32 protein-coding genes, 1 other RNA gene and 1 pseudogene are annotated in these 25,727 nt (G+C 39.4%); 30 read left to right on the top strand and 4 right to left on the bottom strand.

The window, feature by feature from the left end:
- The 22 genes from RMB03_RS06890 to RMB03_RS06785 all read left to right on the top strand — a co-directional run bounded on the left by RMB03_RS06890 (nucleotide 1) and on the right by RMB03_RS06785 (nucleotide 11,647).
- A complete protein-coding gene (locus RMB03_RS06890; protein WP_311074894.1) occupies nucleotides 1–1,188 on the top strand; it encodes an AAA family ATPase in 1,188 nt (395 codons plus the stop codon).
- A 94-nt stretch (nucleotides 1,189–1,282) separates the two neighbouring features.
- Entirely contained in the window at nucleotides 1,283–1,501 is a 219-nt protein-coding gene (locus tag RMB03_RS06885) for a TraR/DksA family transcriptional regulator (protein WP_311074892.1), read from the top strand.
- Entirely contained in the window at nucleotides 1,498–1,734 is a 237-nt protein-coding gene (locus tag RMB03_RS06880; RefSeq protein WP_311074890.1) for a hypothetical protein, read from the top strand. The genes RMB03_RS06885 and RMB03_RS06880 overlap by 4 nt, the downstream gene beginning before the upstream one ends.
- On the top strand, nucleotides 1,735–2,409 hold the full coding sequence (locus RMB03_RS06875; RefSeq protein ID WP_311074888.1) for a DUF2752 domain-containing protein: 675 nt from the start codon (nucleotides 1,735–1,737) through the stop codon (nucleotides 2,407–2,409). It abuts the gene before it with no gap.
- Entirely contained in the window at nucleotides 2,409–2,912 is a 504-nt protein-coding gene (locus tag RMB03_RS06870) for a host-nuclease inhibitor Gam family protein (protein WP_311074885.1), read from the top strand. Before RMB03_RS06875 ends, RMB03_RS06870 begins: the two co-directional genes overlap by 1 nt.
- Nucleotides 2,913–2,935: 23 nt before the next feature.
- Nucleotides 2,936–3,115, top strand: a complete 180-nt coding sequence (locus RMB03_RS06865) for a hypothetical protein (protein WP_311074883.1) — start codon at nucleotides 2,936–2,938, stop codon at nucleotides 3,113–3,115.
- Nucleotides 3,108–3,380, top strand: a complete 273-nt coding sequence (locus RMB03_RS06860) for an HU family DNA-binding protein (protein ID WP_311074880.1) — start codon at nucleotides 3,108–3,110, stop codon at nucleotides 3,378–3,380. Before RMB03_RS06865 ends, RMB03_RS06860 begins: the two co-directional genes overlap by 8 nt.
- The gene (locus RMB03_RS06855) at nucleotides 3,380–3,559 is read left to right on the top strand and encodes a hypothetical protein (RefSeq protein ID WP_311074878.1); all 180 of its coding nucleotides are present in this window, start codon (nucleotides 3,380–3,382) and stop codon (nucleotides 3,557–3,559) included. The genes RMB03_RS06860 and RMB03_RS06855 overlap by 1 nt, the downstream gene beginning before the upstream one ends.
- An 11-nt stretch (nucleotides 3,560–3,570) precedes the next feature.
- On the top strand, nucleotides 3,571–3,780 hold the full coding sequence (locus RMB03_RS06850; protein ID WP_311074877.1) for a hypothetical protein: 210 nt from the start codon (nucleotides 3,571–3,573) through the stop codon (nucleotides 3,778–3,780).
- Nucleotides 3,779–3,847, top strand: an RNA gene (locus RMB03_RS06845) — hammerhead ribozyme type II. Before RMB03_RS06850 ends, RMB03_RS06845 begins: the two co-directional genes overlap by 2 nt.
- Nucleotides 3,834–4,106 (top strand): hypothetical protein, encoded by a 273-nt coding sequence (locus RMB03_RS06840; RefSeq protein ID WP_311074875.1) that lies wholly within the window; start codon nucleotides 3,834–3,836, stop codon nucleotides 4,104–4,106. The genes RMB03_RS06845 and RMB03_RS06840 overlap by 14 nt, the downstream gene beginning before the upstream one ends.
- 70 nt (nucleotides 4,107–4,176) lie before the next feature.
- Nucleotides 4,177–4,455, top strand: a complete 279-nt coding sequence (locus tag RMB03_RS06835; RefSeq protein ID WP_311075405.1) for a hypothetical protein — start codon at nucleotides 4,177–4,179, stop codon at nucleotides 4,453–4,455.
- Nucleotides 4,449–4,655: a hypothetical protein gene (locus tag RMB03_RS06830; RefSeq protein ID WP_311074873.1), complete on the top strand. Its 207-nt coding sequence runs from the start codon at nucleotides 4,449–4,451 to the stop codon at nucleotides 4,653–4,655. Before RMB03_RS06835 ends, RMB03_RS06830 begins: the two co-directional genes overlap by 7 nt.
- The gene (locus RMB03_RS06825) at nucleotides 4,652–4,858 is read left to right on the top strand and encodes a hypothetical protein (RefSeq protein ID WP_311074871.1); all 207 of its coding nucleotides are present in this window, start codon (nucleotides 4,652–4,654) and stop codon (nucleotides 4,856–4,858) included. The genes RMB03_RS06830 and RMB03_RS06825 overlap by 4 nt, the downstream gene beginning before the upstream one ends.
- Complete coding sequence (locus tag RMB03_RS06820) at nucleotides 4,855–5,301, top strand: regulatory protein GemA (RefSeq protein WP_311074870.1); 447 nt, start codon at nucleotides 4,855–4,857, stop codon at nucleotides 5,299–5,301. The genes RMB03_RS06825 and RMB03_RS06820 overlap by 4 nt, the downstream gene beginning before the upstream one ends.
- 9 nt (nucleotides 5,302–5,310) lie before the next feature.
- Nucleotides 5,311–5,757 carry a Mor transcription activator family protein gene (locus RMB03_RS06815; protein WP_311074868.1) on the top strand — a complete coding sequence of 149 codons (447 nt, stop codon included), beginning with the start codon at nucleotides 5,311–5,313 and terminating at the stop codon, nucleotides 5,755–5,757.
- A 704-nt stretch (nucleotides 5,758–6,461) separates the two neighbouring features.
- Entirely contained in the window at nucleotides 6,462–7,145 is a 684-nt protein-coding gene (locus tag RMB03_RS06810; RefSeq protein WP_000174664.1) for a GntR family transcriptional regulator, read from the top strand.
- Between the two features lie 179 nt (nucleotides 7,146–7,324).
- Nucleotides 7,325–8,257: a 4-hydroxyproline epimerase gene (locus RMB03_RS06805; protein ID WP_311074866.1), complete on the top strand. Its 933-nt coding sequence runs from the start codon at nucleotides 7,325–7,327 to the stop codon at nucleotides 8,255–8,257.
- Nucleotides 8,254–9,357, top strand: a complete 1,104-nt coding sequence (locus tag RMB03_RS06800) for an FAD-dependent oxidoreductase (protein WP_311074864.1) — start codon at nucleotides 8,254–8,256, stop codon at nucleotides 9,355–9,357. Before RMB03_RS06805 ends, RMB03_RS06800 begins: the two co-directional genes overlap by 4 nt.
- Entirely contained in the window at nucleotides 9,358–9,588 is a 231-nt protein-coding gene (locus tag RMB03_RS06795) for a 2Fe-2S iron-sulfur cluster-binding protein (RefSeq protein WP_101663680.1), read from the top strand.
- On the top strand, nucleotides 9,588–10,850 hold the full coding sequence (locus tag RMB03_RS06790) for an FAD-dependent oxidoreductase (protein WP_311074861.1): 1,263 nt from the start codon (nucleotides 9,588–9,590) through the stop codon (nucleotides 10,848–10,850). Before RMB03_RS06795 ends, RMB03_RS06790 begins: the two co-directional genes overlap by 1 nt.
- Nucleotides 10,851–10,894: 44 nt before the next feature.
- Nucleotides 10,895–11,647, top strand: a complete 753-nt coding sequence (locus RMB03_RS06785) for an AraC family transcriptional regulator (protein ID WP_311074859.1) — start codon at nucleotides 10,895–10,897, stop codon at nucleotides 11,645–11,647.
- 66 nt (nucleotides 11,648–11,713) lie between these two features.
- Here the strand turns inward: RMB03_RS06785 and abaF are convergent, their stop codons facing one another.
- The 3 genes from abaF to RMB03_RS06770 form a co-directional block, all read right to left on the bottom strand.
- The gene (gene abaF / locus RMB03_RS06780; protein WP_311074857.1) at nucleotides 11,714–13,003 is read right to left on the bottom strand and encodes a fosfomycin efflux MFS transporter AbaF; all 1,290 of its coding nucleotides are present in this window, start codon (nucleotides 13,001–13,003) and stop codon (nucleotides 11,714–11,716) included.
- A 162-nt stretch (nucleotides 13,004–13,165) separates the two neighbouring features.
- Nucleotides 13,166–14,746: an aldehyde dehydrogenase (NADP(+)) gene (locus RMB03_RS06775; protein WP_311074855.1), complete on the bottom strand. Its 1,581-nt coding sequence runs from the start codon at nucleotides 14,744–14,746 to the stop codon at nucleotides 13,166–13,168.
- 153 nt (nucleotides 14,747–14,899) lie between these two features.
- On the bottom strand, nucleotides 14,900–16,471 hold the full coding sequence (locus RMB03_RS06770; RefSeq protein ID WP_311074854.1) for an APC family permease: 1,572 nt from the start codon (nucleotides 16,469–16,471) through the stop codon (nucleotides 14,900–14,902).
- 449 nt (nucleotides 16,472–16,920) lie between these two features.
- Between RMB03_RS06770 and RMB03_RS06765 the strand changes: the two genes are divergently transcribed.
- The 6 genes and pseudogenes from RMB03_RS06765 (at nucleotide 16,921) to RMB03_RS06740 (ending at nucleotide 22,411) form a co-directional block, all read left to right on the top strand.
- Nucleotides 16,921–18,300, top strand: a complete 1,380-nt coding sequence (locus tag RMB03_RS06765; protein WP_311074851.1) for an L-serine ammonia-lyase — start codon at nucleotides 16,921–16,923, stop codon at nucleotides 18,298–18,300.
- Nucleotides 18,301–18,360: 60 nt separating this feature from the next.
- Nucleotides 18,361–18,489 (top strand): annotated as a pseudogene (locus tag RMB03_RS06760) (gamma carbonic anhydrase family protein); the annotation flags it as partial.
- A 255-nt stretch (nucleotides 18,490–18,744) separates the two neighbouring features.
- Nucleotides 18,745–19,578: a glycoside hydrolase family 75 protein gene (locus RMB03_RS06755; protein WP_311074849.1), complete on the top strand. Its 834-nt coding sequence runs from the start codon at nucleotides 18,745–18,747 to the stop codon at nucleotides 19,576–19,578.
- Between the two features lie 56 nt (nucleotides 19,579–19,634).
- Nucleotides 19,635–20,192: a hypothetical protein gene (locus RMB03_RS06750; protein WP_311074847.1), complete on the top strand. Its 558-nt coding sequence runs from the start codon at nucleotides 19,635–19,637 to the stop codon at nucleotides 20,190–20,192.
- Between the two features lie 801 nt (nucleotides 20,193–20,993).
- Nucleotides 20,994–21,551 (top strand): TetR/AcrR family transcriptional regulator, encoded by a 558-nt coding sequence (locus RMB03_RS06745; RefSeq protein WP_311074845.1) that lies wholly within the window; start codon nucleotides 20,994–20,996, stop codon nucleotides 21,549–21,551.
- Between the two features lie 215 nt (nucleotides 21,552–21,766).
- Nucleotides 21,767–22,411 carry a glutathione S-transferase gene (locus RMB03_RS06740; RefSeq protein ID WP_311074843.1) on the top strand — a complete coding sequence of 215 codons (645 nt, stop codon included), beginning with the start codon at nucleotides 21,767–21,769 and terminating at the stop codon, nucleotides 22,409–22,411.
- Nucleotides 22,412–22,573: 162 nt separating this feature from the next.
- On the opposite strand, the gene pobR is transcribed toward RMB03_RS06740, so the two are convergent.
- Entirely contained in the window at nucleotides 22,574–23,389 is an 816-nt protein-coding gene (pobR, locus tag RMB03_RS06735; RefSeq protein ID WP_311074840.1) for an IclR family transcriptional regulator PobR, read from the bottom strand.
- 141 nt (nucleotides 23,390–23,530) lie between these two features.
- Here pobR and pobA point away from each other — a divergent pair, with 141 nt between their 5' ends.
- Nucleotides 23,531–24,745, top strand: coding sequence for a 4-hydroxybenzoate 3-monooxygenase (pobA, locus tag RMB03_RS06730; protein ID WP_311074839.1), 1,215 nt, complete (start codon nucleotides 23,531–23,533; stop codon nucleotides 24,743–24,745).
- 175 nt (nucleotides 24,746–24,920) lie between these two features.
- The gene (locus RMB03_RS06725) at nucleotides 24,921–25,643 is read left to right on the top strand and encodes a UTRA domain-containing protein (protein WP_311074837.1); all 723 of its coding nucleotides are present in this window, start codon (nucleotides 24,921–24,923) and stop codon (nucleotides 25,641–25,643) included.
- The last annotated feature ends 84 nt before the right edge of the window (nucleotides 25,644–25,727 follow it).

Below are 25,727 nucleotides of genomic sequence, written 5' to 3'. Positions count from 1 at the left end.
ATGAGCGCACTTAAACAATTGCTTAAACAACATGACATGACACAAAGCTCACTCTGCAAACCGCTAGGAGTAAGTACTGCAACAGTCAATTTATTTATTAACCACGGATTATCACCGAAAAAACGTGCAGCTGAGTTTAAAGCCCAATTCATTGAGCTTTTACAGAACAAAGGCATTGCACCTGAAGACATTCAAAACGCATTAGATGCTGACCAATCCCACGCCAATAACGACCAAGCCTTGGATGGTGGGAATGACAGCACTACTCAACCGGAGGAAGAGCAACTCATGCTACTACGCAAACAAACCTTAACACCAGAAGCAAAAAGAAAATTTAAGTTATTTAAAAATATCTTTACCGAAGAAATTCGTAGTGCGACTGAATTTTATCAAGACTCCAACATTAATTATGCCCGTGAAGCTGTTTGGCAAACTGTTAAAGGAAACAGTTCATTTATTGCATTGGTTGGTCAGTCAGGTTCAGGTAAAACAACTATTCGTATGGAAACACATGATCGAGTAGAACGTGAGCGTGAACCTACAATCATTATTGAACCTTATGTGATTGCTACAGAAGCTGATGACATCAAAGGTAAAACCTTAAAATCTTCACATATTGCCGAAGCAATTTTACGCGCATTGGCACCTAGTACAAAAGCAATGCGTTCACCTGAAGCGCGTTTTCAGCAAATTCATAGCTTATTAAAAGAGTCTAGTCGTGCTGGATTACATCACACATTAATGATTGAGGAAGCACATAGCTTACCTATCCCAACTTTAAAACATCTCAAGCGTTTTCTTGAACTCAAGAATGGTTTTACGCCATTACTTTCTATTGTTTTGATTGGTCAAGATGAACTCAAAATCAAACTGGCGGAAAACAACCCAGAAGTTCGTGAAGTCGTTCAGCGCTGTGAAATTGTCACCCTTGAACCCTTCACCCAAACCACACTTATTGACTATTTACAGCACCGTTGCAAAGCAGCGGGTCGTCAACTTTCTGACTTTATTGATGAGTCTGGCCTAGATGCCATTTGTACAAAACTCACCCGCAATGTGGGCCGCAAAAACCATAGTGAAAGCCTTTTATATCCACTTGCAGTCGGCAACCTTTTAACAGGTGCATTAAACGTAGCTGCTGAGTTGGGTGTTGATGTCGTCACTGGTGACTTGGTGATGGAGGTATAGGCTATGAAATTCAATTTAAGAAATTTACTGATTGTGAACTTTTTAGTTTGGTTCGCGGCAATCGCTGTAGTGATGGCGGTACTTGGAGGTTGCAATGGCTGATTTTGCAGACGTCGCAAGCACTTTGTCTGAACAGGATTTAGACCATGCGCTTGCAAACATTAAACACTTTGACCAAGTCAGTAACTTTGAGTGTGAAGACTGTGGTGAAGAAATCCCTGCTCAGCGTCGCAAGCTTGGTGGAGTAACACGTTGTGTTGGTTGCCAAGCTGAATATGAAGCTAAACAAAAGCATTTTCGAGGTGGTCTATGAACACTAATCAAAAGCGCCAAAACTTCAACAAAGACTTAAACAAGTTGGTTGATAACAAGCATGCAGTTATTCCCAATGAACTTACGTGGGAGCAGCTTCAGAAAATTTCTGATGATCCTGAATTTTTTGAACTGTATCAAGAGGCTTTGCTTGGTGACTCTGGCGAAGACTGTGCTTGCTTAATTATTCAAGCAATTCACAAAGCATTGTTGCGTCTTGTTGGGAGCCACTAAATGAAAACTAGATGCCCAGCTTGCGGAGCAACTTGCAGTCTAGATGCATTGCTTGGTCATAGCGATGCAAGTCAAGCATTCGTCGCATCTTTGAACATGACTGGAGACTTGGCAAAACCATTAATCAAGTATCTAGCCATGTTTAGATCAGAGAACCGTGACCTGACTTTTGAACGCACAGCAAAGTTATTAAATGAAATTGCTCCAGACATTCTTGCCAAGCAAATCAGCCGTAACCGTGTGAATTATCCAGCACCACAAGCAGCTTGGATTTGGGCAATTAACACAACACTGGAACGTCGTGACCAAGGCAAATTGCAACTGCCATTAAAAAACCACGGCTATCTGTATGAAGTGATCAGTTCATTCAAGCCAGAAAATGCACCAGCTCCAACTGAGCGCCGAGCAGCTGCTGCACCATTGGCGAAAACTGAAGCTGAACGTGCAGCTGAACAAGCTGAACATGAACGCCAAAAGTATATACGTCCAAACTTCAGCGTTACAGAAATGCTTGGCTTCACAAAAATGAATGAGAAGCAACCTGAGCGTGGGTTAAAGGACATCCCAAAAGAACAACTTATGGCACATGTCGCTCAGCGCAAGCAACCAGATGAATCTTTAGAACAGTGCTACCAACGCTTAAAAGCAGCTGAAACAGAGGAGCAAACAAACTAATGGCACGTAAAGCACTTAAAGAACCACAACTTCAAAGTTGGGAAGCAGTTGATCAAACACTTGCTCAAATGGCAGAACTCAACCGTGACATCGCACTTGAAGAATCTGTTTGTAATGAACAGGTCGACAAACTTAAGGAGGCAACCAAGGTGCGCCTTAAGCCTCTATTAGAACGAGTTAAGGCTCATGAACTTCAACTTAAAGAATTTTGTGATCACCGTAAAACTGAGTTTTTGCAAATAAAAAGTAAAAAGTTGACACATGGTTCGGTTGGCTACCGCTTATCAACCAGTGTGACTATTCCTGACCCCGTTTTTACTTGCCAGATGCTTAAGCAATTAAAGCTTGAACACTGCATTCGTACTAAAACCGAACCAGATAAGGAGTCTATTAAACAACTCACGCCTGAATTGATTGCTGAAATTGGAGCAACGCTTAAACAGCGCAACAACTTTGGCTATGAAATTGAAACCGTTGACCCAGCAGCTACAGCTGCTCACTGAACCAAATGACTGAGGTTATTGACATGTACACAGTTAAAGCACTTGAACCACAGCTAAATGATGATCCACAAGCATTGTTTGCAATCGTCCGTGATGACGACGCTTTAGTCGGTAATTTTTACCGCCATGAACATGCAGAAATTGCATGTACAGCACTTAACCAAACTCAAGCAACTACTGAAGGAAATACTACCCATGAATAAATCTGACTTAATCGCAAACATCGCAATGGACGCTGAATTAACTAAATCACAGGCAGCAGCTGCACTACAAGCTGTGGAAGATGCCATCACTGCCGCTTTAGCTGAAGGCGGAAGTGTTTCTTGGATTGGCTTCGGAACTTTTTCTGTAAAAGAACGCGCTGCGCGCACTGGTCGCAACCCGAAAACTGGTGAAGAAATTCAGATTGCAGCTGCAAAGGCTCCAACTTTCAAAGCTGGTAAAGGCTTAAAGGAAGCGGTGAATTAATGGCAACAAAAGTAAATCACTTAGATGTTCTTGAAAAGAAAGGTCTAAGAGTCGTTCGGAAGTTCAACCTTTGTGGTTATTTCGAGTACCACGTGTTGGACAGTAACAATCAAAGAATTGCACGGGACACGGTTCAACAACGTGCCATTGATCAGGCTTTGAACACCCTAGCAGCATAAGCGAGAACAAAATGAAATTTAAAGTTGAAGTTTCAAACATCTATGTCAAAGAACACGTTGTTGAGGCTGACGACCTTGCCCATGCTCTTGAGATTGCTTCTGAAATATCAGACACGATGGAAGCAAATCAGGAAACTTTTTTTGAAAGTACTTGGGAAGCCAAACCAGTTTCTAATGATGAAAAAGTTACATACGAACCTGAACAGAAATATTTGAAATAAGCGAAACACAGGCATTCGTGCCTGTGTCTGCTGGATGTCGTGATCCAGTACTGATGAGCAGCGAGGTTTATATGAGTGATTATGCAGAACTTTTGATTGATGCTAACCGTGACCATGTTTACTTGATCATGGATGGTAAAGAATACCCTGAACTCAATGAAGACGATCTAGTGCCTGAGTGTGGATTTGTTCTAGATACATATGGAGACATTTCAACCATGGAAGGCATAAACGGTCTTTTAGTTGGAATCAAATATAGCTCAGTTAAACAATTCAAGGCAGTAGATCGGGTTTTTAGCGCAATACCAACAGGAAATAATAAATGATCAGTATTGAAGATTTAGAAAATTTACCACCTGAAGTTGTGGAAAGTTTGGGAGAAGTGTCGTGAAAACAATGAGGCTGACAGAGGAAGAAGCAAAAACAATCTTAGAGCGTCGTGCTGAGAAAAACCATAAAAAGGCAACCTTTGCTTTTCAAAAAAGGTCTATTCAAGTTGCAAATGAATATTTTGAATGGTGCAAAAAAGAAGGTTTTTATACACCTGATTTTGGAACATTTATTAATTCATTTGGCTATGAAGGACCTGATGCAAAAGTTATGTGTGGCGCGGTCCATCAAATATGGAGACTTGTATTTTCATTTGAAATTCCAAAGGAGAAGTCATCATGCTGATCCTTGCATTTTTTGCGGTATTTATTCTTGGTTTATATCACTGCTTGAAAGATGCACGAATGGCTTGGACCACACGCAATAGTACTGGTCTAACTATATTTGAACGTCGCTCTTATGTACTAAAAGCTGGAGCATCATTGTCTCTTGCTGTGCTTGCATTAATTGGTCTATTTGATGCTGCTAAAGGAGTGTTTTTGTGATGGTAAAAACCAAATTCAAAAAGATTACAGAGACAAATCAGAAAAAAGTAACAAAGCATTGTGCAGCTGAGATTCAAGCATGGAAGGACATTGATGTTAAAAACTATACCAATGCACTTCAGAGCTACTTTGATTTATCTGTACATTTATTTGTTGAATTAGCGGATGCTCGTGCAAAGCTAGCGAGGTTGAATAAGAAATGAAATTCAATAAGAAAGCTAACCTGATCAAATTAATCCATGTAGGCAAAACCAAACTCGGCCTTGATGATGATGTCTACCGTGACATCATTCAAAGCACTACAGGTAAAACCAGTTCTAAAGATTTAAACCTAGCACAGCTTCAAGCTGTGCTAGATCGCTTCAAGCAATTTGGTTTTGAAGTGGAATCAAAAAATAAAACTGATGTGAAAAATCTAGCTAATGATGCTCAAAGCAAATTAATTCGACATTTGTGGCTGCAATTGCATGCAGCTGGTCAAGTTCGTAATGGCAGTGAATTAGCTCTAGCAAAATTTGTCGAGAATAAAGTCGGTGTGAGCGCATTGCAGTTTTTAAGCAGCCACCATGCTGACATGATCATCAATCATTTGCGTCAATGGTGTAAACGCTGTGGCATTGAGCGTATTCACCCTGTAGAGGCTTAGGAGTAGACAATGGCTTATCGTCCACATATTGCTGATGCACCTACATTATTATCTGGAGAAGAGATTATAGGTCTTATGCCAATAAGCTTTGTATTTACTACCAAGCTTATTGGCATCCCTCAAGCTTTAAATATGATTGATGCGTATGGTGGCACAGAGCTATTTATTCCAAACAAACATGCTTTAGGCATCAATCATGAAATTGCTCAGATCATTGGCTTACAGAAGCTCCAGTTGCTTGCTACACAATTGGGTAACACTTACATTGAAATTCCAATGGGTACGCCAATCACAATTGCTATGCGTAACCGCATGATTAAAGAGCACGCCAAGAAAGAATCCAAATCACAGCTAGCACGCCGATTCAATCTGACAAAACGCCAAATTCGGACTATAGTAAACCGAGAGGAAAAGCTTAAAGTCCGAGTAGATCAGAATCTGGATTTGTTTGAATAATGGTTAATTAGAGGTTTGTATAATGATCATACATCTGACTAATGAAACTGCCGTAAAAGTACATAGCTTTCTTCGTAAAAACAATTGGTGGGTTTCATTTCTTGATCACGAATTTCAAATTGAAAGTATTGTACAACTCAAAGATGATCATCTAACACGGATGTCTTCTGATTACAGATTCGTTTTAGGGCCATGTATTAGTTGTCGTGAACAAGGCAAAAAATGCATAGTTGATGATTATTTTTTTAACTTCATACATAGCTTAAAAAAAAGCGAAGCCTAAAACTTCGCTTTTTCCCATTTCATATTCTGCAAAACAATTTCAAATTTCATCCCACTCAATCCCAGCTTATCCCGCTAAATCCCACAATTATCTCAATACTTACTCTAAGTTATATATTTAGTAATCAGGTAGTATGCTGCTATTTATTATGATTTGCTTGGTTAGATACAATAAAATGATGACGATTTCAGCATAGTCTAATAATAGTTTTGTGAATTAAATGGTATAAAGTATACTTTAGCTATTAATGCAGTTAAAAATTATTAGCTCCAATAAATAGAGAAAATGAGTTTTAGCAGCATTGAATTAAAGGTAAGCCGTGCCGAAAATAATGCTTGAAAAGCAATGATTTCATTATGGCGGATGAATAAAAATTATCATCCTTTTATTTGTGTCATATTTTGAGGTTAAGAGAATATTCGTGACGTTACCATCTTTTAATGTATCAAATCTTGGTGCAATGCCTTCGGTATCTGAAGTTATTGTCAAATATATTAGAGAAGCAATTATTGCAGGGCATATTGCTGAAGGCGAACCGATTCGTCAGGATGAAATTGCCAAACTATTTAATGTCAGCAAAATTCCCGTACGTGAAGCCTTAAAGCAACTTGAAGCCGAAGGCCTGGTTGAGTTTATAAAAAATCGTGGCGCAATTGTGACCCGCATTTCTGAAGAAGAGTTAGCACAGATTTTTGAAGTCCGAGTGATGTTGGAAACGAAGCTGATTCAGCTCGCCGTGCCGAATATGACGGAAGAAACTTATAAAAAGGCAGATGAAATTTGTAATGCCTTTATTGATAACATGGATATTGGAAGCTGGACCACACTGAATTGGCAGTTACATGCATGCCTTTATGAACCAGCACAGCGACCTTATATGCTCGGATTAATTCGTTCTATTTACGATAAGATCGAGCGCTATTTAAGATTGCAGATGAATGTTTCAGAAGGCAAATCACGTGCAAATGATGAGCACAAAGAAATCGTGAAAGCATGTAAAGCCAAAGATGTCGATTTAGCGGTTAAATTAATAGAAGAGCATATTAATGGTGTTTGCCAATCACTCTATGAGCATCTACCTCACCATAAAAATGCGAAAAAATAAGCGCTCTATTCTTAATCATTTTAGTGTTATTTAAATTAGGCCAATGGCCTAATTTTTTTGTCTTTATTTTAGATGAAGCATATCTTAACTATGCTGATTTCGTCATCGATTCATAAGAAAACGATCAAGCTTGCTGTTTTGAGATCCGTCATCCTAGAAAAAAATGTAAGGATACTTTAATGAAAACAGTAAAAATTTTGGACTCTCATACTGGTGGTGAACCAACACGATTAGTACTTGAAGGCTTTCCTGATTTAGGCACAGGCGATATGGAAAGCCGCCGAAAAAACTTATCTGAACAATATGACCATTTCCGTAGAGCAACCATGTTAGAGCCGCGCGGTAATGATGTTTTGGTTGGAGCATTATTGTGTAAGCCAGTGAATTCTAAAGCGAGCGCAGGCGTTATTTTCTTTAATAACACAGGCTATCTAGGCATGTGTGGTCATGGCACGATTGGTTTAGTAGCTTCCTTAGCGCACTTAGGAAAAATACAAGTTGGTACGCATTTAATTGAGACTCCAGTCGGTGATGTTGAAGCGACATTGCATGAAGATCATTCAGTTAGTGTGCGAAATGTACCAGCATATCGTTATAAAAAAGCGGTCGAAGTTGATGTTGAAAAATATGGAAAAGTTACTGGCGATATTGCATGGGGTGGTAACTGGTTCTTTTTGATTAATGACCATGGTCAACGTGTTGCAAGTGATAATTTAGATCAACTGACTGACTATGCATGGACAGTCAGACAAGCGCTTACGGCACAAGGAATAACCGGTAAAGATGGGCAAGAAATTGACCATATTGAGTTATTTGCAAGTGACACTGAAGCGGACAGTAAAAATTTTGTACTTTGCCCAGGCAAGGCCTATGACCGTTCACCATGTGGAACTGGAACCAGTGCAAAAATTGCTTGCTTAGCTGCAGATGGCAAACTTGAACCAGAAAAGTTATGGAAACAAGCCAGCATTATCGGTAGTCAGTTTATTGCCTCGTATGAGCAAGCAGGGGAATATGTTATTCCAACCATTCGTGGTGAAGCTTACATGAGTGCTGAAGCAACTTTATTTATGGATGAAAATGACCCATTTGCTTGGGGTATTCAGCTATGAGAACCGATGCCATAGTCATTGGGGCAGGCATTGTAGGTGCGGCATGTGCTTATGAATTAGCCCGACAAGGGTTAAATGTGCAGGTTTTAGATGCTCGTATCGGTGGTGCAACAGCCGCGGGTATGGGGCATTTGGTCATTATGGATGACTTGGAAGCCGAATTGAAACTTAGTCATTGGTCAGTTCAGTTATGGCATGAATTAGGCCACGAGCTTTCGAAAGACTGCGCATATCGCCAAACGCCAACTTTATGGCTGGCAAGTAGCCCAGAAGAAATGCAGATTGCCGAGGAAAAATATCAACGTCTAACTGCACAAGGTGTCCGTTGCCAACTTCGAAACTCAGATGAAGTTCGTCAGCTTGAACCTAACTTAAAGCATGACCTATACGGTGGACTAGAGGTTTTTGATGATGGCATTTTATATGCACCCTGTGCTGCTGAATGGTTGTTAAAACAATTCCCAAAAAATATTCAGGTTCTGCAAGCTAAAGTTATTCATATTGAAGAAAATCGGGTTCAGTTAAGTGATGGAACATGGCTCGAAGCAGCACATATTGTTTTGGCTAACGGCATTCATGCAACAGATTTTTTTCCAGAGTTACCGATTGAACCTAAAAAAGGTCATTTGGCAATTACCGACCGTTATCCCGAATTAAATGTAAAACATACATTGGTGGCTTTGGCTTATGCGGCTAGCACTCAAGCGATAAGTGGAATTTCGGTCGCTTGTAATATTCAACCTAGACCGACAGGTCAGCTATTTATTGGGTCATCTCGTCAGTTTAATACGGTTGATCCGACTGTAGAGCCAGAAGTGTTTACTCGAGTGCTTAAAGAGGCGGCTGATTATTTTCCAGCATTGGCTGATCTTAATGTTATTCGGGCATGGACTGGTTTTCGAGCAGCCACTCTGGATGGCATTCCTGTGATTGGACGGCATCCTGCATTTCAATCGGTTTATTTAGCGGTAGGTCATGAAGGACTAGGTGTAACTACTGCGACAGGGACAGCAAGACTTATTGCTTCACACGTTTGTGGATTAACTTTTGATATAGATCCTGAACCTTTTTTACCTCATCGTTTTATAGGAGCTGCATAGATGATTCAGCTTTTTATTAACGGACAATCAGTTTCTGTGATTGAAGGTACGAATGTTGCTGCTGCTTTAGCACAAGCGAAGTCTTACAGCCGTTTGTCTGTATGTGGGGAAAAACGTACTCCATTTTGTGGAATGGGAGTTTGTCAGGAATGCCGTGTCAATATTAATGGACTCAGAGTGCTTGCTTGTCAGACGCTGTGCCAGCAAGACATGAAGGTGGAAACACAATAATGGAAAAACAATACGATGTGGTAATTGTAGGGGCAGGCCCTGCTGGGGTGTCAGCTGCTATTGCAGCCGCCGAGAGTGGTGGGCGAATTTTAATATTGGATAATAACTCACAGGCGGGCGGTCAAATCTGGCGTGCTGGACCGATTTTTCCTGTACCTGAAATGGCGCAGCAGAAATATCAACAAATTGAGTCTTATCCTAATATTGAATTTATGTTTGGTGCCAAGATTGTCGCTGCACCTTTTGTAGGCCAATTACTCGTTGAGCGACCTCATGACAGCCTAAATCTGTCTTATCGTCAGCTTATATTGTGTACGGGTGCAAGAGAACTATTTTTACCTTTTCCCGGTTGGACCTTATCTGGCGTAACGGGTGCAGGTGGTTTACAAGCTTTAATTAAAGCAGGCACACCTGTCAAAAATGAACGTGTTGTGATCGCAGGTTCCGGACCATTACTCCTAGCAAGTGCGGACACAGCAAAAAATGTAGGTGCTCAAGTCCTCTATGTTGCTGAACAGGCAGCTTCATCTTCCGTTCGTAAATTTGCACTACAACTTTGGCGCTGGCCTGAGAAAATAATACAGGCGTTATCTTTACCTTATCGTCTATATCACCCTGATAGTTATGTAATTGAAGCAATTGGACAGGATCGTCTTGAACGAGTAAGACTACAAACACCGAAAGGAATTGTTGAAATTGAGTGTGATCGACTCGCTTGTGGGTTTGGTTTAATACCGAATACTCAATTGGGCCAGTTAATGGGTTGTCAAATTAAAGACAATGCGATTGCGGTCGATGACTATCAACGTACATCACAGCCGCAGGTTTGGGCAGCAGGTGAGTGTACAGGTTTTGGCGGAAGTGAGTTGGCAATGGTTGAAGGTAGCATCGCAGGTTATGCAGCTATAGGTCAAAATGAAAAAGCCAGTCAATTATTTGCTCAAAGACAACGGTATCGATTATTTGCACATTTGCTTGAGAAAAGCTTCAAATTACGTACTGAGTTAAAAACGCTTGCACGTCCAGAAACTATTTTTTGTCGATGTGAAGATGTGACTTTTGAGAAGGTTGCCAAGCGTAGTAGTTGGATTGATGCAAAATTACACACACGTTGTGGAATGGGAGCATGTCAGGGAAGTACTTGTGCAACAGCAGCGGCCTGCCTGTTTGATTGGCAGCTGCCTAACTCTCGACCGCCATTACTTCCTACCCGTGTAAAAAGCCTTATGGCGATGTCTACTTCTCCTTTAAATCAAAAATAAAATGTTCTAGAGTAGACAAGTTATTACTTTGTCCGCTCTAGCTCATGACTTTGGTTCAAATTCCGAAACTAACCACGACTTTGGAAGATTTTTTAAAAAATCTGGAAAGTATAGAACCATTATTTGATGCTTTATCTTCGGTGGTATTTTTCATCAAAAATACCGAAGCACGCTATGTCTTTGTCAATCAAACATTAGTAAATCGCTGTGGTCTAAAAGATAAAACTGCGTTACTTGGAAAGACCTCGGAAGAAGTCTTTCCCCACTCACTTGGAAAAATATATACATCTCAAGATCTACAAGTAATTCGTCGTGGTAAAAAGTTAACAGAGCAATTAGAACTGCATTTATATGCAAAGAACCAGTCGGGTTGGTGTCTAACCTATAAAGAGCCATTATTTGATGCGGATGGAAATTTAGTAGGAATAGCGGGTATTTCTAATGATTTAAATGTGCCTGAAAATACACATCCTGCTTTTTATAAGATGGTTCAGGTTGAGGAATATATTAAAAAGAATTATGCCGAAACGATTACCTTGGCACACTTGACCGCAATTGCGGGTGTGTCGGTGGCTCAGTTAGAACGTTATTGCAAAAAAATATACCATTTAACGCCGCGGCAAATGATTAGCAAAATTCGTCTGCAAGTCGCAACTGAACTATTGGCGACAGACTTACCGATTACTCAAATTGGTTTGCGCTGTGGCTATACTGATCATAGTGCTTTTTGTCGCCAGTTTAAGCTGCATACAGGGGTGTCACCTACCTTATATCGCGGCTCTATCAAAAATATTTAGATAAAAAATTGGGCTGTATAGAACAACCCAAAAACATTGTTAAGCGAATAATTTATATTTTAAAGACTAATCTTTAAAAGCAAGTGATCGGCCTTTGGTCTCTTTTACCAGCAAAATCGAGACTATAGAAATCAAGCTTGCTGCAACCAAATATAAAGAAATCGGAACCGAGCTATTAAATTCTTTGAGTAACGTTAAGGCAATTAATGGAGCGAGCGAACCTGCCATAATTGGCGCGACTTGATAACAAAAGGAAAGCGCCGTATAGCGAATGTGAGTAGGAAATAACTCAGTCATTAAGGCAGAGTAAGGCGAGTAGGTCATCGACTCAATAAATAGACCGAGCACAATTGCTAACATGATGAGCCAGTTATTGCCTGTATCCATTAACGGAAAGCCGACAAAGCCCCAAAATGCAGTGAGTACAGCTCCAATAAGGTAAATTGGTTTACGGCCAAATATATCGCTTAAATGCCCCATAACGGGAATAATAAAGAAATGGATCAGGTGAGCGCCGAACATAAGCAGTAATATCTGCGAAGTATCTTTATGGACGACCAACTTTAAATAACTAATCGAAAAAGTAACCACCATATAGTACAAAATGTTTTCTGCGAATCTAGCACCGATACCCGCAATAACAGACTTCTTATGATATTTTAAAACTTCAATAATACCGAGTTGTTGGTTTTCAAGAAGCTGTTGTTTGGCTTGTGCTTCTTTAAACACCTCGGCATCGTCTACATTTTTTCGAATCCATAAACCGATCAGTACCACGACCGCTGAAAACCAAAATGCACAGCGCCATCCCCAATCCAGAAATTGTTCAGGGGAAAGGTTTTTTGAAAGTAGTAATAAAACCAGTGTTGCTACTAAATTTCCGAGCGGTACACCAGTTTGTGGCCAGCTTGCCCAATAGCCTCTGCGATCATCTGGACTGTGCTCTGAAACCAAAATAACTGCGCCGCCCCATTCACCACCAAAAGCAAAGCCCTGAATTAAACGCAGCATGACCAATAGTGTAGGTGCCCAATAGCCAATCTGATGGAAGGTCGGAACGCAACCCATTAAAAAAGTAGTTATACCGACAATAATCAGGCTAATTTGCAATAATTTTTTGCGACCAATTTTATCGCCATAATGTCCAAACACTAGGCCACCAATAGGTCTTGCTAAAAAGCCAACAGCATAGAGGGCGAAAGCTGCCAAAATGCCATCTATAGCATTGCCTGTTTGTTGAAAGAAAAGTTCGCCAAAGACAAGGGCGGAAGCAGTTCCATACAGGAAAAACTCATACCATTCAGCTACGGAGCCGACCATAGAGGCCGCTACAACCTTTTTTAATGTTGTCGTCATATACCAATATCCTTATTTAAAAATATGTTACGTATTGATTTGATAGAGCATCTTGCTATCCATTTTTTTTCACTTTTTTATTTGAATAATGTGCGGTTACGTTGTGCGATTTTGATCTAAATAAAAAGGAGTTCATCTCTTGGATAAACTCCTTCAAAAATATTAAAGTGCAGCTTTACTCATTTCACCATTCACTAAGCGTTCAATACCAAGCGGATTAGCATTTTGAAGAGCGAGTGGCAATAAGTGATCTGGATAGTTTTGATAGCATACTGGTCGTAAATAACGCTCGATTGCTAAGGTTCCTACCGAAGTACCGCGTGCATCTGAAGTTGCAGGGTAAGGACCGCCGTGTATCATGGCATCACAGACTTCCACACCTGTTGGGTAACCATTTAGAAGTAAACGTCCTGCTTTTTCTTCAAGTAATGAAATCAGGTTAGAGAAGTTTTCAAAATCTTGCAGCTCGGCAATTAATGATGCGGTAAGCTGACCACGAAGTCCGTTTAACGCTAGAGCAAGTTGCTCTGCCGATTCAACTTCAATCACAATCGTTGTTGGGCCGAATACTTCTTCTTGAAGTAATTCATCCTGCTCTAGTAAAAGAGATACATCCGCTTTAAAGAGTTGAGGATAGGCTTGGTGGCCTTGTTGTGGTTGACCCGCTAAATGCTCAATTTTGTCATGTGTGAGTAATGCTTTAAGGCCATGTTCATAGCTTCTTAAAGTGCCTTTGTTAAGCATGGTTTGTGGTGGTTGCTGAGCCATTGCAGCCGTAAATTGCTCAAGAAATTGGCTAAATTCAGCTGATTTAATTCCAATAATTAAACCCGGATTGGTACAGAACTGACCGCAACCTAAAACCACTGACCCACTAAGTTCGGCTGCAATTTTATCACCACGCACTTTTAGAGCTTCGGGTAATAAAACCATTGGGTTAATGCTCGACATTTCGGCAAAAACAGGAATTGGTTCAGAGCGTGCAGCAGCTAAATCGCAGAGAGCACGCCCACCTTTGAGTGAACCTGTAAATCCAACTGCTTTAATTGCGGGGTGTTTTACCAGTGGTTCACCAACACCTTGACCATAAATCATGCTAAAGATGCCTTTTGGCATAGCGCATTTCTCAATTGCACTACAAATCGCATTTGCAATTGATTCGGCGGTTGCCATGTGGCCGCTATGTGCCTTAACAATAACAGGACATCCAGCCGCAAGCGCTGAAGCGGTATCGCCACCAGCAGTAGAAAAGGCAAGAGGGAAGTTACTAGCGCCAAATACAGCAACTGGCCCAACACCGATTTTATATTGACGTAAATCTGGACGTGGAAGTGGCTGACGTCCAGGTAAAGCCAAATCAATACGGGCACCTAAATAATCACCACGGCGTAATACTTGAGCAAATAGACGTAATTGACCTGTAGTTCGCCCACGTTCACCGCGAATACGAGCTTCAGGTAACGCGGTTTCTTGACAGACAGTGGCAATAAACTGGTCATCAAGCGCATCAATTTCATTGGCAATTATTTCAAGAAAAACCGCGCGCTGTTCTGGCGTAGTCTGTCTAAAAGCTGGATAAGCCAATGCAGCTGCTTGAGCTGCCTGATCAATTTCTTCAGGAGTTGCCTGAGCAAATTGATAGGGTAATGCTTCATCTGTTGCAGCATCATAACTTAAGACAAATTTACTGCCCGAACTTGAACGTTGACCTGCAATAAAATTTTGACCAGTAATATTTAACATTATCAACCTCACTTTAGAGTGAACGTCAAAAGTAGTTCTTCTGACGTTGGAGAATTATCAAAGCTTAGGTTTTACTTTTGAGAAATATAGTATTTTGTATACGTTATTAATCAAAAGAAAACCTTAATTTATATATGTTTAGGAAAGTGATCGCTAAGCTTCATCATCATTTTTAATCAGTGCTTTTGGTAAACCTGAATGTATTCCCCAGTAGTAACAACCAAGAGAAATCACCATAACTAAAAGTGTGTCAAACGGAGCTGCTAATAGGTGTGATGCACCATCACCAAAGCTGCCAAGGTAAGAAACAATAATCATTAAAATGTAGTAAACAAGAAGCCAAGCTGATGACTTTAATTGTTGAGCTAGGCTGACTTCTTGGGTTGGCACATAGCGTTTAAAAATGACATAGAGTGCAAACAATACGATTTGTGCGCCTAATAACCATGAAATGACATTCCAGCCAGACCAATAGACAATAAAAGAAGCAATGACAAAGGCGAGTGGGCCAAGAACAGTAAAGCCTTTTACATAGAATGGACGTTCAAGCTCAGGAGCATTACGACGTAAGGCACCCACTGTGACAGGAGCTAGGGCATAACTTAAAACTAACGCTGCCGAAACTACAGAAATTAATTTATCCCAAGATGGAAACGGCATGGTCCAAAATACAGAAAGTGCAAATGTTAACCATAACGCATAACGTGGAATACCTGATTTTGGATCTACACGCGTAAAAATACGGAAGAACGTATTACTATTCGACCATGCGTAAATTACACGTGGAGTTGCAGCCATATAGATATTGCCGCAGCCAGATGGAGAAATAATAGCGTCTGAAACAACTAACAGTGCTAACCATCCCAAACCTAGTAACATGGCAATATCGCGGTAAGGTAATGGGAACTTGTCACTGAGTCCTGACCATCCATTTGCTAACATATCGGTAGGTACTGCACCTAAGAAAGCAACTTGAAGCACTACATAAATAATGGTTGCTAAAACGACAGATAAGATGAGTGCAAAAGGAATGGTAAATTGAGGACGCTTTACTTCACTTGCGACTGAAATAATCGGAGTTAAACCCAAATACGCAAAAATAATACCGCCAGCAGAGACGGCACCTTGTACGCCGTGAGCGCCCATTGGAGCAAACTCGGTCATTGAAAAGTTTGCCGGTTTAAAGTGATAGAGAAGTGCAACCATCACTAAAACTGGAACCGCAAACTTCAATGCACTAATGAGGTTGTTGGCAATTGCAAAGGTTTTTACGCTGTAATAATTCAAAGCAAAAAATACGCATAAAAGTGCAAACTGAAACAACCATCCAATGGTAGTTGGAGACCGAACGCCATCATTTATTTCTGTAAGTGAAGGGAACCATGCTGCTGCATATTCGCGTGCAGCAACTACTTCAATTGCAATTAAACTTGAAAAGGCAATAACGGTCACGGAACCAAGTAAATATCCTTGTAACGGACCATGTGAAAATACGGGATAACGGATAATACCGCCTGCTCGAGGTAAAGCTGCGCCTAATTCACAATAAATAATCCCCAGAATTAAAACGGCAAAGCCCCCAATAATCCATGACAATATACCCGCAGGGCCAGCTTGAGAGGCCACATGACTTGCTGAAAATAACCATCCCGAACCGAAAATGGCGCCTAAGCCAATGAATGTAAGATCCATTAGTGATAACTGCTTTTTAAACTGACTTGTCATTACGTTTTCCTTAACGACAGAACTATTGCTCTTTCATATATCGTATACGATATATGTTTATTGGTAAATAGGGGATTTTTTATTCTATTTATTGGCAAAGAATGATCTAAATATTGGGTAAGTTATTGTTTTTAATTTTATTTAAATAATTTAAATTTCAAGTCAATAGCTTGAAAACCAAATATTTTTTATAAAAAATTGGGAAAGGTCCGCTATTTTATTTGTTAAAAAGAACAATTCTTAAATATTTGTTGAGTAATTTACCATTTAAATTAATGGAAAATTCCATTTTTGGAAAATATTGAATTAGAAATTGATTGTGTTGTTTTTAGGCAATGACCCATTTATTTTCAGTGCTTTATGGACAGCTTAATGATAATTTTAGAGTTATCCGAAAGGACACAATAACGACGAACAAACGAATAATAATGAATTGAAGGTAGGACCCTGTGTTTATAAGTGTATTTGATCTTTTTAAAATTGGTGTAGGCCCATCTAGCTCCCATACGGTTGGACCAATGCGAGCAGCTTGTAGTTTTGTGGACGATTTAGTTAAGCAAAATGATCTCCAGACGACGTTTCGAGTTCAGATTAAGTTATATGGTTCGCTTGCAGCAACTGGTGTTGGTCATGCGACAGATAAGGCTATTCTTTTAGGATTAATGGGTTTTGACCCTGAACATATCGATACTCAAGTAAGTACAAGTTTGATTGAAGATGTTCTTGAAAATAAAGCCATCCAGCTCGATCAACAAAAGAGTATTTCTTTTGACTATAAGTGTGATTTGCTTTTTTTAGATGAATCTTTGTCTCATCACCCAAATGCAATGGAACTGATTGCTTATAACGAGGCGAAAGAAATTTTATATGCTGAAACGTATTACTCGATTGGTGGCGGTTTTATTGTTAGCCAAACGCAATTAACACAAACCCAGTCTGAGACTGGTGAAATTAAGGTTCCATATCCATTTCATAGTGCGGCTGAACTTTTAAGCTTATGTAAAACTCATCATTTATCAGTTAGTGAGTTAATGCTTGAAAATGAGAAAAGTTGGCGTAGTGAAAGTGACATTCGCGCTAAAATTATGGATATCTGGAAAGTGATGCAGCAGTGCATTCATAATGGATTAATTAATGAAGGAATATTACCGGGCGGATTAAATGTAAAACGTCGGGCTAAAAAAATTCACGATAAGTTATTAAATAAGAAAAACTCAAACCTGATTGTGACGACTTTTCATGCCATGGAGTGGGTCAATTTATTTGCTTTAGCGGTAAATGAAGAAAATGCTGCTGGCGGCCGAGTAGTGACTGCACCCACAAATGGTGCAGCTGGAATCATTCCAGCGGTCTTATATTACTACGTGACTTTTTCTAAAGATTTTTCCGAAGACAAAGTGGTTCGTTTCTTTTTGAGTGCAGCAGCAGTCGGCATTTTATGTAAGCTCAATGCATCTATTTCTGGTGCAGAAGTGGGATGTCAGGGCGAAGTAGGCTCAGCTTGTGCGATGGCTTCGGCTGGTTTAGCCGAGATTTTAGGTGCATCACCTGAACAAGTGGAACATGCAGCTGAAATTGGGCTTGAACATAACTTAGGTTTAACGTGTGACCCGATTGGTGGCTTGGTTCAGGTGCCTTGCATTGAGCGCAATGCAATTGCTGCTGTAAAAGCCATTAATGCTGCACAAATGGCACTTCATGATGAGGGGGAGCATTTTGTGACGCTCGATAAAGTTATTCAGACCATGAAAGAAACAGGCAGAGATATGTCTGAGAAATATAAAGAAACTTCAAAAGGTGGCCTCGCTGTTAATGCCATTGAGTGCTAAATAATCGGATGGGGACGGGGTGCCCCATCTCATTTTAAACATTAAGCAGGGCGAGCCTGAATTAAACTTGCACAGCGATATTTAAATTCAATGCAAGAAGTTCAGCTTTTAACATTAGAAATAGAAGACCGCCTTAGCTATAAGGACTTTAGTTCTTCAAACTATCAGATTAAACAAGATAGTGTTTAATGGCTATTTTCACGAATCTTAATAATCTATAAGGGATAAGTTAGATCTTGTTTGTTTCTTAGATTTTAATGTGGTGGTTTTTTAGTTAATTTAATTAGTCTTTTGGAATTTAAAATTTTTAATAGTTTTTTTATATTAATTTTTTTTAATTGTTTTAGTTTTATGGGTATATAATTTAAAAAAGAATAAAGATAAGGGGGCATATGAGTATTTTATAATAAATATATGGAGTACATATAAATGAATAAAAGTTTTGTGATAATTACGATTACTTGTTTATCAACACTTGCTACGGCAAAAGACATGACCTGTGGTAATTCGTCTGGTTCTGGGCAACCTTGGAGTGTCGGTAGTGCAGTTCTATTCAAGTCAAGCGTATTGAATATCGATGCTGATGGTGCACCCAATTCTTATTTTGTTGATGGAAAAGGGCTATCTTATACATGTGATGGTGTAGTTGCTCTAGAGAATGGAAAAAGAATTACACCAAAATCAAATCCAAATAATTGGCAAGAAAAATGTAACGCTGCGTGGGCACGTGCGCAGAAAACCAATGATTATAGCCAAGTAGCTATATTTGGTTTTATGACTGATAAAAAAAATAAGCCATTAATTCAACAAGATGGTGATCCATTTCCTAAAAAAGCCTATATAAGCCAAACGTCGGTAACGATTCCTAATACACCAAAAGAAACTCAACGACGTTTTGTTGACGCTACAAAAATTCCTTATGTTGTACTTAATTCACAATTCGTTAAGAAATACAGTATAAAACCAGGAACAGTAGCTTTAGTTTATCGTGCGAAAACAAATAAATATGCATTCGGTGTCTTTGGAGATGGAGGTGGATTAGGTGAAGCATCAATTAAGTTACATGAGGATTTAGGAAGTAACCCCATTAAAATACGCAATGAAGTGAGTCGAGCTAAATCTCGTATTGAAGACCCAGTGCTGACAGTTGTCTTTCCTCAGACTGTAGTGCCACCAATAGCTGAAACTCAGACTTGGTACAACAACATTCAACAAAAAGGTGCTGTTGTATTAAAAGAGTTTGGCGGTATTAATCAGCTTAAAAAGTGTTCTCAATAATTACAATTCTTTATTTAAGAGTTTGTAATAATTGACGTTATATAAGGATATTTCTTATGTATCAATTAAATACTTTAAATAGGAAATTATTTGGTGAGCTATTTTGCATTATCGCGATCGCTGCGACATCAGGCTGTACATCTTTTTGGGAACTTAAATATGGGCCTAATAAGCCATCTATAAGCTTTGTGTCATTGAATCCAGTGGAAAGCCAAAAGCAACCAGATAAAATTTACGCTTGGACAACTGACAGTAATGCTGCATATGTATTTAAAAATCCAACAAATGGACTAGGAGTGCCATCCGCTTGTATTGTTAACGCAGATGTAGCGAAATCTCGTAGTGTAGAAAATGCTTTAACAGCCAAGCTTGGTGAACTGACAGGAAAGTTGAGCGGAGCGGAACTTACTCAAACATTAAAAACTATCGAAAGCCTTACTAAACTTAGTGGTCGTGATAATGTTAATACTTCTTTCTTGAATGTGGCTTTATTTCATATCTGTATGGAAGCAGGAGCAGGACATTTAGACCAAGGCGCTGTCAAAGAGTTAATGAGTGAAGCCATCAAGGCTGCTACTTCGCTAAGTATCCATAATCAAACAACAGAACCATAATTATTTTAGAGTGGGCCATTAAAATCTAGTGGCCTATTTTTAATACGGCTCTATAAAATAGAGTCGAACCATTAGTGTTGGATAAATTACTATAAGATGTTAAATATTATTCGTGGCTAATTAACAACCATTGATCAAATTTATATGTTAGTAAGTAGTATTTATTCTTTTAAAAATCTAAGAAATATAAAATCACTCTAAATATTTTATAACCTCCACTTAATAATAACCCTTTCATTATTTAGCCTTACTTTTTTAACGATTTAATTTAAAACAAATGTCATTTTGCGTGCTTGACTGCAAAAGGGTTGGGCACTATTCTTTGCCTGCTGGCCTACATTGCCAGTCGGTCGTCGCGGACCGTATACAACAGCATCAGAATTATTCCTTTCTGAGGGATAGTTTTGCGTGTAAGCTCCTCGTCTCCTCCCGTAGCGGTAGGACGGGAGAGGGACACCTTCGGGTGTGCTGGTTGTTGTACCAGTCCGCGAACCCTTTCTCGTTCTGCCACCATAATTCCTATTAATGTCTGGCAGAACTCCCAATAAAAAGGAGTTGGTTTTGCACATTCATTATTTCTTGGCAGTCTTTGCCAAAAGCTATAACGACACAGCTTAAAAAATTAAAGCAGCTTGATTGCCCTAAGGTTTTCAGGCTTTAAGTCATTACGGCTCAAAAAAACTTAATCAACAATAAAACTTGAGATGTGCCACGCACAGTCTTAACGGGCTTTGCTGTGCCTTTTTTTCTCCCAAAAAAGTATCTCGTTTAGAAACAACAAGAATTTATAACGGTAAACCTATGCCAAAGTTAGTTCTCCCAACTCGTGCCATACAAGTCATAAATAAGTCAATTAATCTATTTCACCATTACGGGTTTCATGCCGTTGGGATCGACAGAATTCTGAAAGAGTCAAAGATTCCAAAAGCGACTTTTTATAACTACTTTCACTCTAAAGAGCGATTTATTGAAATCTGTTTGATCGTGCAAAAAGAGCGTCTAAAAGAAAAAGTGGTTTCAATTGCTGAGTACACCAGCCACCCAAGCGCTAGAGATAAACTCAAGGCACTTTATCTTTTACATACCGATTTAGAGGGGCTTTACTATCTATTATTTAAAGCCATTTTTGAAACAAAACTGACCTATCCAAAAGCCTATCAAGTCGCAATTAAATATCGAACGTGGCTAATCAATGAAATCTATAGCCAGCTTAGAGCACTTAAAACCGATGCAACTTTTCAGGATGCAAAGCTATTTTTATATATGATTGAAGGGGCAATTATTCAGCTTTTAAGTTCAGATGGGGCAATTGAGCGGGAAAAGGTACTGGATTGTTTTTTGCGTAGTTTAGGTAGTTGATGTAATTTGAGGCCTCAGAATGCGCTAGACAGTCGATAAATTTAAAAGCCGTTTGTCACCATATCTACGGATGTTTTTTTTGTTTTTAACACATTTACTTTATTACTTAATCAGACAAATACTGAGCTGATAACAAAAAATATTAGACCGGTCGTCTATAGGTCTATATAGTGAGGCCTCACTTTGTTGGCCTTCTAGTTTAAAAGAGAAAATTAATGTCTATTATTCTTCATCATTTAAATGCTTCACGCTCATTTCGCATTCTGTGGTTACTTGAAGAAATTAATCAACCTTATGAATTAAAAAGTTATTTCCGAGATAAAACTACAAATCTTGCACCTCAAGAATTAAAAAATATTCATCCTTTAGGAAAATCACCTGTGATTGAGCTCGATGGAAAAGTAATTGCTGAATCAGGTGCCATTGTAGAAATTTTGATTGAAAAGTTTGCTCCTCAACTTATGCCCGCGAAAGATTCAGACAGTTATCTTGATTATTTACAATGGATTCATTTTTCAGAAAGTTCGGCTATGGTTCCATATTTATTAAATATTTTTAATTCGGTTGAGTTAAAAAATGGCACTCAATTAAAGTTCTTAGATCAATATGCGCATGCTGAGTTGGATAAAGTATTTTCATATTTAGATCAACAATTAGTAGGCAAAAAATTCTTAGTAGACAATTGCTTAACGGGTGCAGATTTTATGATTGGTTTCGTAGTCTATGGTCTAATTAATTCTTTAAATATTCGATCAAAATATCTCAATATTGAGCAATATGTAAAAAGTCTAGAAAGCTTAGAAAGCTGGCAAAAAGCCATGTCTATAGAACAAAATCTTCATCAACAGATCAATGCCTAAAATTGCTGTAAGTAATTTTTTCAATATTGTTTAGCTGCTCAATTGGCTCGTATTCGTTCTTTCATGAGTTCTGGCAAACCAGCGAGTTAAAGACTTCGCCATTTAAAATCATGAGCTGAAACTCTTGTACCTCTAATTGATGACAAGAGTTTCTATGTCTATTTAAATAACATTTCTAAGTTCATTTGCCGTGTTACGTAGCAATGGCAAAATTTGCTGAACCAAATAATCTTCTTGTACACGGTTAGTTTGAGACATGCAGTTAAGTGCTGCCACGACTTGACCTTGTGCATTAAAAACGGGTACGGCAATCGCAATCACGCCAAGCTCATGTTCTTCTTTAGAAAGACAATAATCCGATAATGAAATGCCCTTAAGCACTTCAAAAAACTTTGACTCATCTACAACGGTAAATGGGGTTAAGCGTTTTAAACCGTAAGTTTTGACCCATGTGTGCTGAGCTTCTTCAGACAGTGCCGCAAGTAACACTTTACCTGTGGAAGTTGCATGGGCAGGGAGTCGATTTCCTAAATGCATGCCATAAGGGCTTACGCGTAAATTATCTTGCTGCGGTAAATAACTACGGGCAATCGGCACGACTTCGTTATCGTCCAGAACTACAATCGAAAAAGTGAGAGACGTCTGCGCACACAAAAGATTTAAAAATGATTGAGCAACTTTAGGCAGATGCGCAGAGCTTAAATAAGAACTCGAAAAGCGCAGCACGCGATGGGTGAGCCAAAAGTAATGTTCATCTGTTTCTAAATAGCCTAAGTATTTTAAAGTTTTCAGATAACGCCTTGCCGCTGTACGACTAATACCGGTTCGCTCAGCCACTTGAGTCACATTAAGACGTTGCCGATCTGTTCCAAAAGCTTCCAGTAAAGCTAAGCCTTTTGCTAACCCTGCAATGTAGTCTTCTTGACGAATTTTCTCATGCGAGTTTGGGTGCTCTAAAAAAGCATCGAGAGAAGGCATCCTTTCATTCCTGTTATTTTGGTTGTTTCTGTCCGCTATTCGGACAAACTAAATGATAAACGGTTATTTTCGTCTTGGATACATAGTGCACAAAACTTAAAGCCAGTAATTTAAAAGTCAGGATGAAACAAGGATGAAGTTATGGATATTTTAAAGACACAGGTTGCAATTATTGGTTCTGGACCAGCAGGGTTATTGCTTGGGCAACTTTTATATAAAGCTGGCATCGACCATATTATTGTTGAGCAACGTAGTGCTGAATATGTGGCTTCACGGATTCGTGCAGGAATTTTAGAGCAAGTTTCGGTCGACTTACTTAAACAAGCAGGCGTTGACCAAAATTTAAAAGACAAAGGATTGCCGCATTCAGGCATTGAAATCTTAACCAATGGTGTAAAACATCGGGTTGATTTGGCGGCACTAACAGGTGGAAAACAAGTGACCGTATATGGTCAGACCGAAGTCACCAAAGACTTGATGACTGCGCGTGAAGCAGAGCAGCTGACTTCATTTTATGAAGCTCAAAATGTACAGGTTAAAGATTTTTACACTGCACCAAAAGTTGAGTTTGAGTACCAAGGTAAAGCTTTTCAAATTGAGTGTGACTTTATAGCAGGTTGTGATGGCTACCATGGTGTCTGCCGTGCCAGCGTGCCTGAAGATAAAATTAAAACCTTTGAAAAGGTTTATCCGTTTGGCTGGTTAGGTGTGTTGGCAGATGTTCCACCTGTAGCCGATGAGTTGATTTACGTACAGTCAGAACGTGGATTTGCTTTATGCAGTATGCGTTCTGAAACGCGTAGCCGTTATTATTTACAAGTCCCTTTAACAGATCAGGTAGAAGACTGGTCGGATGAAAAGTTTTGGGATGAGTTAAAAAACCGCCTAGATCCTGAAAGCCGTGAAAAGCTAGTAACTGGGGCCTCTATTGAAAAAAGTATTGCGCCGTTACGTAGTTTTGTGACTGAGCCAATGCGTTTCGGAAAACTATTCTTAGCGGGTGATGCTGCACATATTGTTCCACCGACAGGAGCAAAAGGCCTAAATCTCGCGGCTTCCGATATTGCTTATTTATCAAGCGCGCTTGTTGAATATTATGCCGAAGGTTCCGAGCAGGGTATAAATGAATACTCAGAGAAATGCCTACAACGTGTATGGAAAGCAGAGCGTTTTTCTTGGTGGATGACTCATTTATTACATCGCTTTGAAACTGAAAGTGAGTTTGATCATAAGATTAAACAAGCCGAACTAAGTTATGTGCTTGGCTCGATTGCAGGTAGAACAACATTGGCTGAAAACTATGTCGGTTTGCCTTATGAGATTAAGCAGATTGATAGTTTTAAGCACGTAAGTTAAGGGCTAGATAAGAAATAAAAAGGGCATGCAAATGCTCTTTTTTATATAAAAACTTAAGTGGGACGTAATAGCTTAAGAGATTGTTTTGCTTAAAAGATCAGCATTAATAAAAGCTTTTGTCACATTTTTTCAGTATATTGCTATTAATTTCTTTATTTATAAATTCTAAGTTTGTATGGAACAGGACCAAGCACGCATACCTAAATATATTCCTATCCGCGATGCAATTGCCCATGACATTGAATCTGGTGTATTAGAAGCCCACGCAAAACTCCCTTCGGAAAGGGTGCTTTCTGAACAATTCCAAACCACTCGAGTAGCTGCGCGTGAAGCTTTACTGGCTTTGGAAACTGATGGTCTGATTTATCGCTTAGATCGCCGTGGTTGGTATGTTCGTTCGCCTCGTATTATTTACCACCCGCAATCTACAAAAAACTTTAATCAGTTTGTGATTGAACAAGGCTATGAACCTTCGACAGAAGTGATTTCAAGTGAGCTGACTCAGGCCACTTCTTGGGATGCTAAGCATTTAAAAGTTGAAAAAGGGCATCCGATTTATTCGGTTTGGCGACGTCGTTGTATTAATGGACGACCTGTTTTGGTTGAGCATTTACGGGTGAACGCCGAGATTTTTCCCGAGTTTTTAACTCATGATCTCAAGCAATCCATTACTTTACTGATGGCAAATCAATATAACTGCCATATCACCAGAGCCGACATTAACCTCTATCCAACGGCTTTATCGGAACAGCAGGCTAAAGCACTGCATGTGAATGTTGGCGCACTGGGTTTATATATTCGTCGTAGCAACAGAAATGAAGAGGGCATGATTACCGATGTTGACCAAGAATATTGGCTACACGATGTTTTAGATTTGCATTTCGAAGCGCGAGCATAAAAATACAATCTGGTTTAAACCAGATTAATTAAACTGTCATATAAACCTGTTGAAATACGATCATCAAATAATTGCATTCGATGG

It is taken from the genome of Acinetobacter sp. V91_7 (genome assembly GCF_031799075.1).
GTDB classification, from domain to species: Bacteria; Pseudomonadota; Gammaproteobacteria; order Pseudomonadales; family Moraxellaceae; genus Acinetobacter; species Acinetobacter calcoaceticus.
This window is presented reverse-complemented; position numbering and strand designations above follow the sequence as displayed.

Excerpts from the sequence above, each read along its gene's own strand:
- RMB03_RS06835 (WP_311075405.1), top strand. The coding sequence starts at position 4,177 with ATGAGGCTGACAGAGGAAGAAGCAAAAACAATCTTAGAGCGTCGTGCT.
- RMB03_RS06790 (WP_311074861.1), top strand. The coding sequence starts at position 9,588 with ATGGAAAAACAATACGATGTGGTAATTGTAGGGGCAGGCCCTGCTGGG.
- RMB03_RS06725 (WP_311074837.1), top strand. The coding sequence starts at position 24,921 with ATGGAACAGGACCAAGCACGCATACCTAAATATATTCCTATCCGCGAT.
- RMB03_RS06820 (WP_311074870.1), top strand. The coding sequence starts at position 4,855 with ATGAAATTCAATAAGAAAGCTAACCTGATCAAATTAATCCATGTAGGC.
- RMB03_RS06805 (WP_311074866.1), top strand. The coding sequence starts at position 7,325 with ATGAAAACAGTAAAAATTTTGGACTCTCATACTGGTGGTGAACCAACA.
- RMB03_RS06855 (WP_311074878.1), top strand. The coding sequence starts at position 3,380 with ATGGCAACAAAAGTAAATCACTTAGATGTTCTTGAAAAGAAAGGTCTA.
- RMB03_RS06880 (WP_311074890.1), top strand. The coding sequence starts at position 1,498 with ATGAACACTAATCAAAAGCGCCAAAACTTCAACAAAGACTTAAACAAG.
- RMB03_RS06770 (WP_311074854.1), bottom strand. The coding sequence starts at position 16,471 with ATGACAAGTCAGTTTAAAAAGCAGTTATCACTAATGGATCTTACATTC.
- RMB03_RS06785 (WP_311074859.1), top strand. The coding sequence starts at position 10,895 with ATGACTTTGGTTCAAATTCCGAAACTAACCACGACTTTGGAAGATTTT.
- RMB03_RS06750 (WP_311074847.1), top strand. The coding sequence starts at position 19,635 with ATGTATCAATTAAATACTTTAAATAGGAAATTATTTGGTGAGCTATTT.
- RMB03_RS06870 (WP_311074885.1), top strand. The coding sequence starts at position 2,409 with ATGGCACGTAAAGCACTTAAAGAACCACAACTTCAAAGTTGGGAAGCA.
- pobA (WP_311074839.1), top strand. The coding sequence starts at position 23,531 with ATGGATATTTTAAAGACACAGGTTGCAATTATTGGTTCTGGACCAGCA.
- RMB03_RS06850 (WP_311074877.1), top strand. The coding sequence starts at position 3,571 with ATGAAATTTAAAGTTGAAGTTTCAAACATCTATGTCAAAGAACACGTT.
- RMB03_RS06875 (WP_311074888.1), top strand. The coding sequence starts at position 1,735 with ATGAAAACTAGATGCCCAGCTTGCGGAGCAACTTGCAGTCTAGATGCA.
- RMB03_RS06795 (WP_101663680.1), top strand. The coding sequence starts at position 9,358 with ATGATTCAGCTTTTTATTAACGGACAATCAGTTTCTGTGATTGAAGGT.
- abaF (WP_311074857.1), bottom strand. The coding sequence starts at position 13,003 with ATGACGACAACATTAAAAAAGGTTGTAGCGGCCTCTATGGTCGGCTCC.
- RMB03_RS06840 (WP_311074875.1), top strand. The coding sequence starts at position 3,834 with ATGAGCAGCGAGGTTTATATGAGTGATTATGCAGAACTTTTGATTGAT.
- RMB03_RS06830 (WP_311074873.1), top strand. The coding sequence starts at position 4,449 with ATGCTGATCCTTGCATTTTTTGCGGTATTTATTCTTGGTTTATATCAC.
- RMB03_RS06800 (WP_311074864.1), top strand. The coding sequence starts at position 8,254 with ATGAGAACCGATGCCATAGTCATTGGGGCAGGCATTGTAGGTGCGGCA.
- RMB03_RS06865 (WP_311074883.1), top strand. The coding sequence starts at position 2,936 with ATGTACACAGTTAAAGCACTTGAACCACAGCTAAATGATGATCCACAA.
- RMB03_RS06885 (WP_311074892.1), top strand. The coding sequence starts at position 1,283 with ATGGCTGATTTTGCAGACGTCGCAAGCACTTTGTCTGAACAGGATTTA.
- RMB03_RS06815 (WP_311074868.1), top strand. The coding sequence starts at position 5,311 with ATGGCTTATCGTCCACATATTGCTGATGCACCTACATTATTATCTGGA.
- pobR (WP_311074840.1), bottom strand. The coding sequence starts at position 23,389 with ATGCCTTCTCTCGATGCTTTTTTAGAGCACCCAAACTCGCATGAGAAA.
- RMB03_RS06860 (WP_311074880.1), top strand. The coding sequence starts at position 3,108 with ATGAATAAATCTGACTTAATCGCAAACATCGCAATGGACGCTGAATTA.
- RMB03_RS06890 (WP_311074894.1), top strand. The coding sequence starts at position 1 with ATGAGCGCACTTAAACAATTGCTTAAACAACATGACATGACACAAAGC.
- RMB03_RS06775 (WP_311074855.1), bottom strand. The coding sequence starts at position 14,746 with ATGTTAAATATTACTGGTCAAAATTTTATTGCAGGTCAACGTTCAAGT.
- RMB03_RS06745 (WP_311074845.1), top strand. The coding sequence starts at position 20,994 with ATGCCAAAGTTAGTTCTCCCAACTCGTGCCATACAAGTCATAAATAAG.
- RMB03_RS06740 (WP_311074843.1), top strand. The coding sequence starts at position 21,767 with ATGTCTATTATTCTTCATCATTTAAATGCTTCACGCTCATTTCGCATT.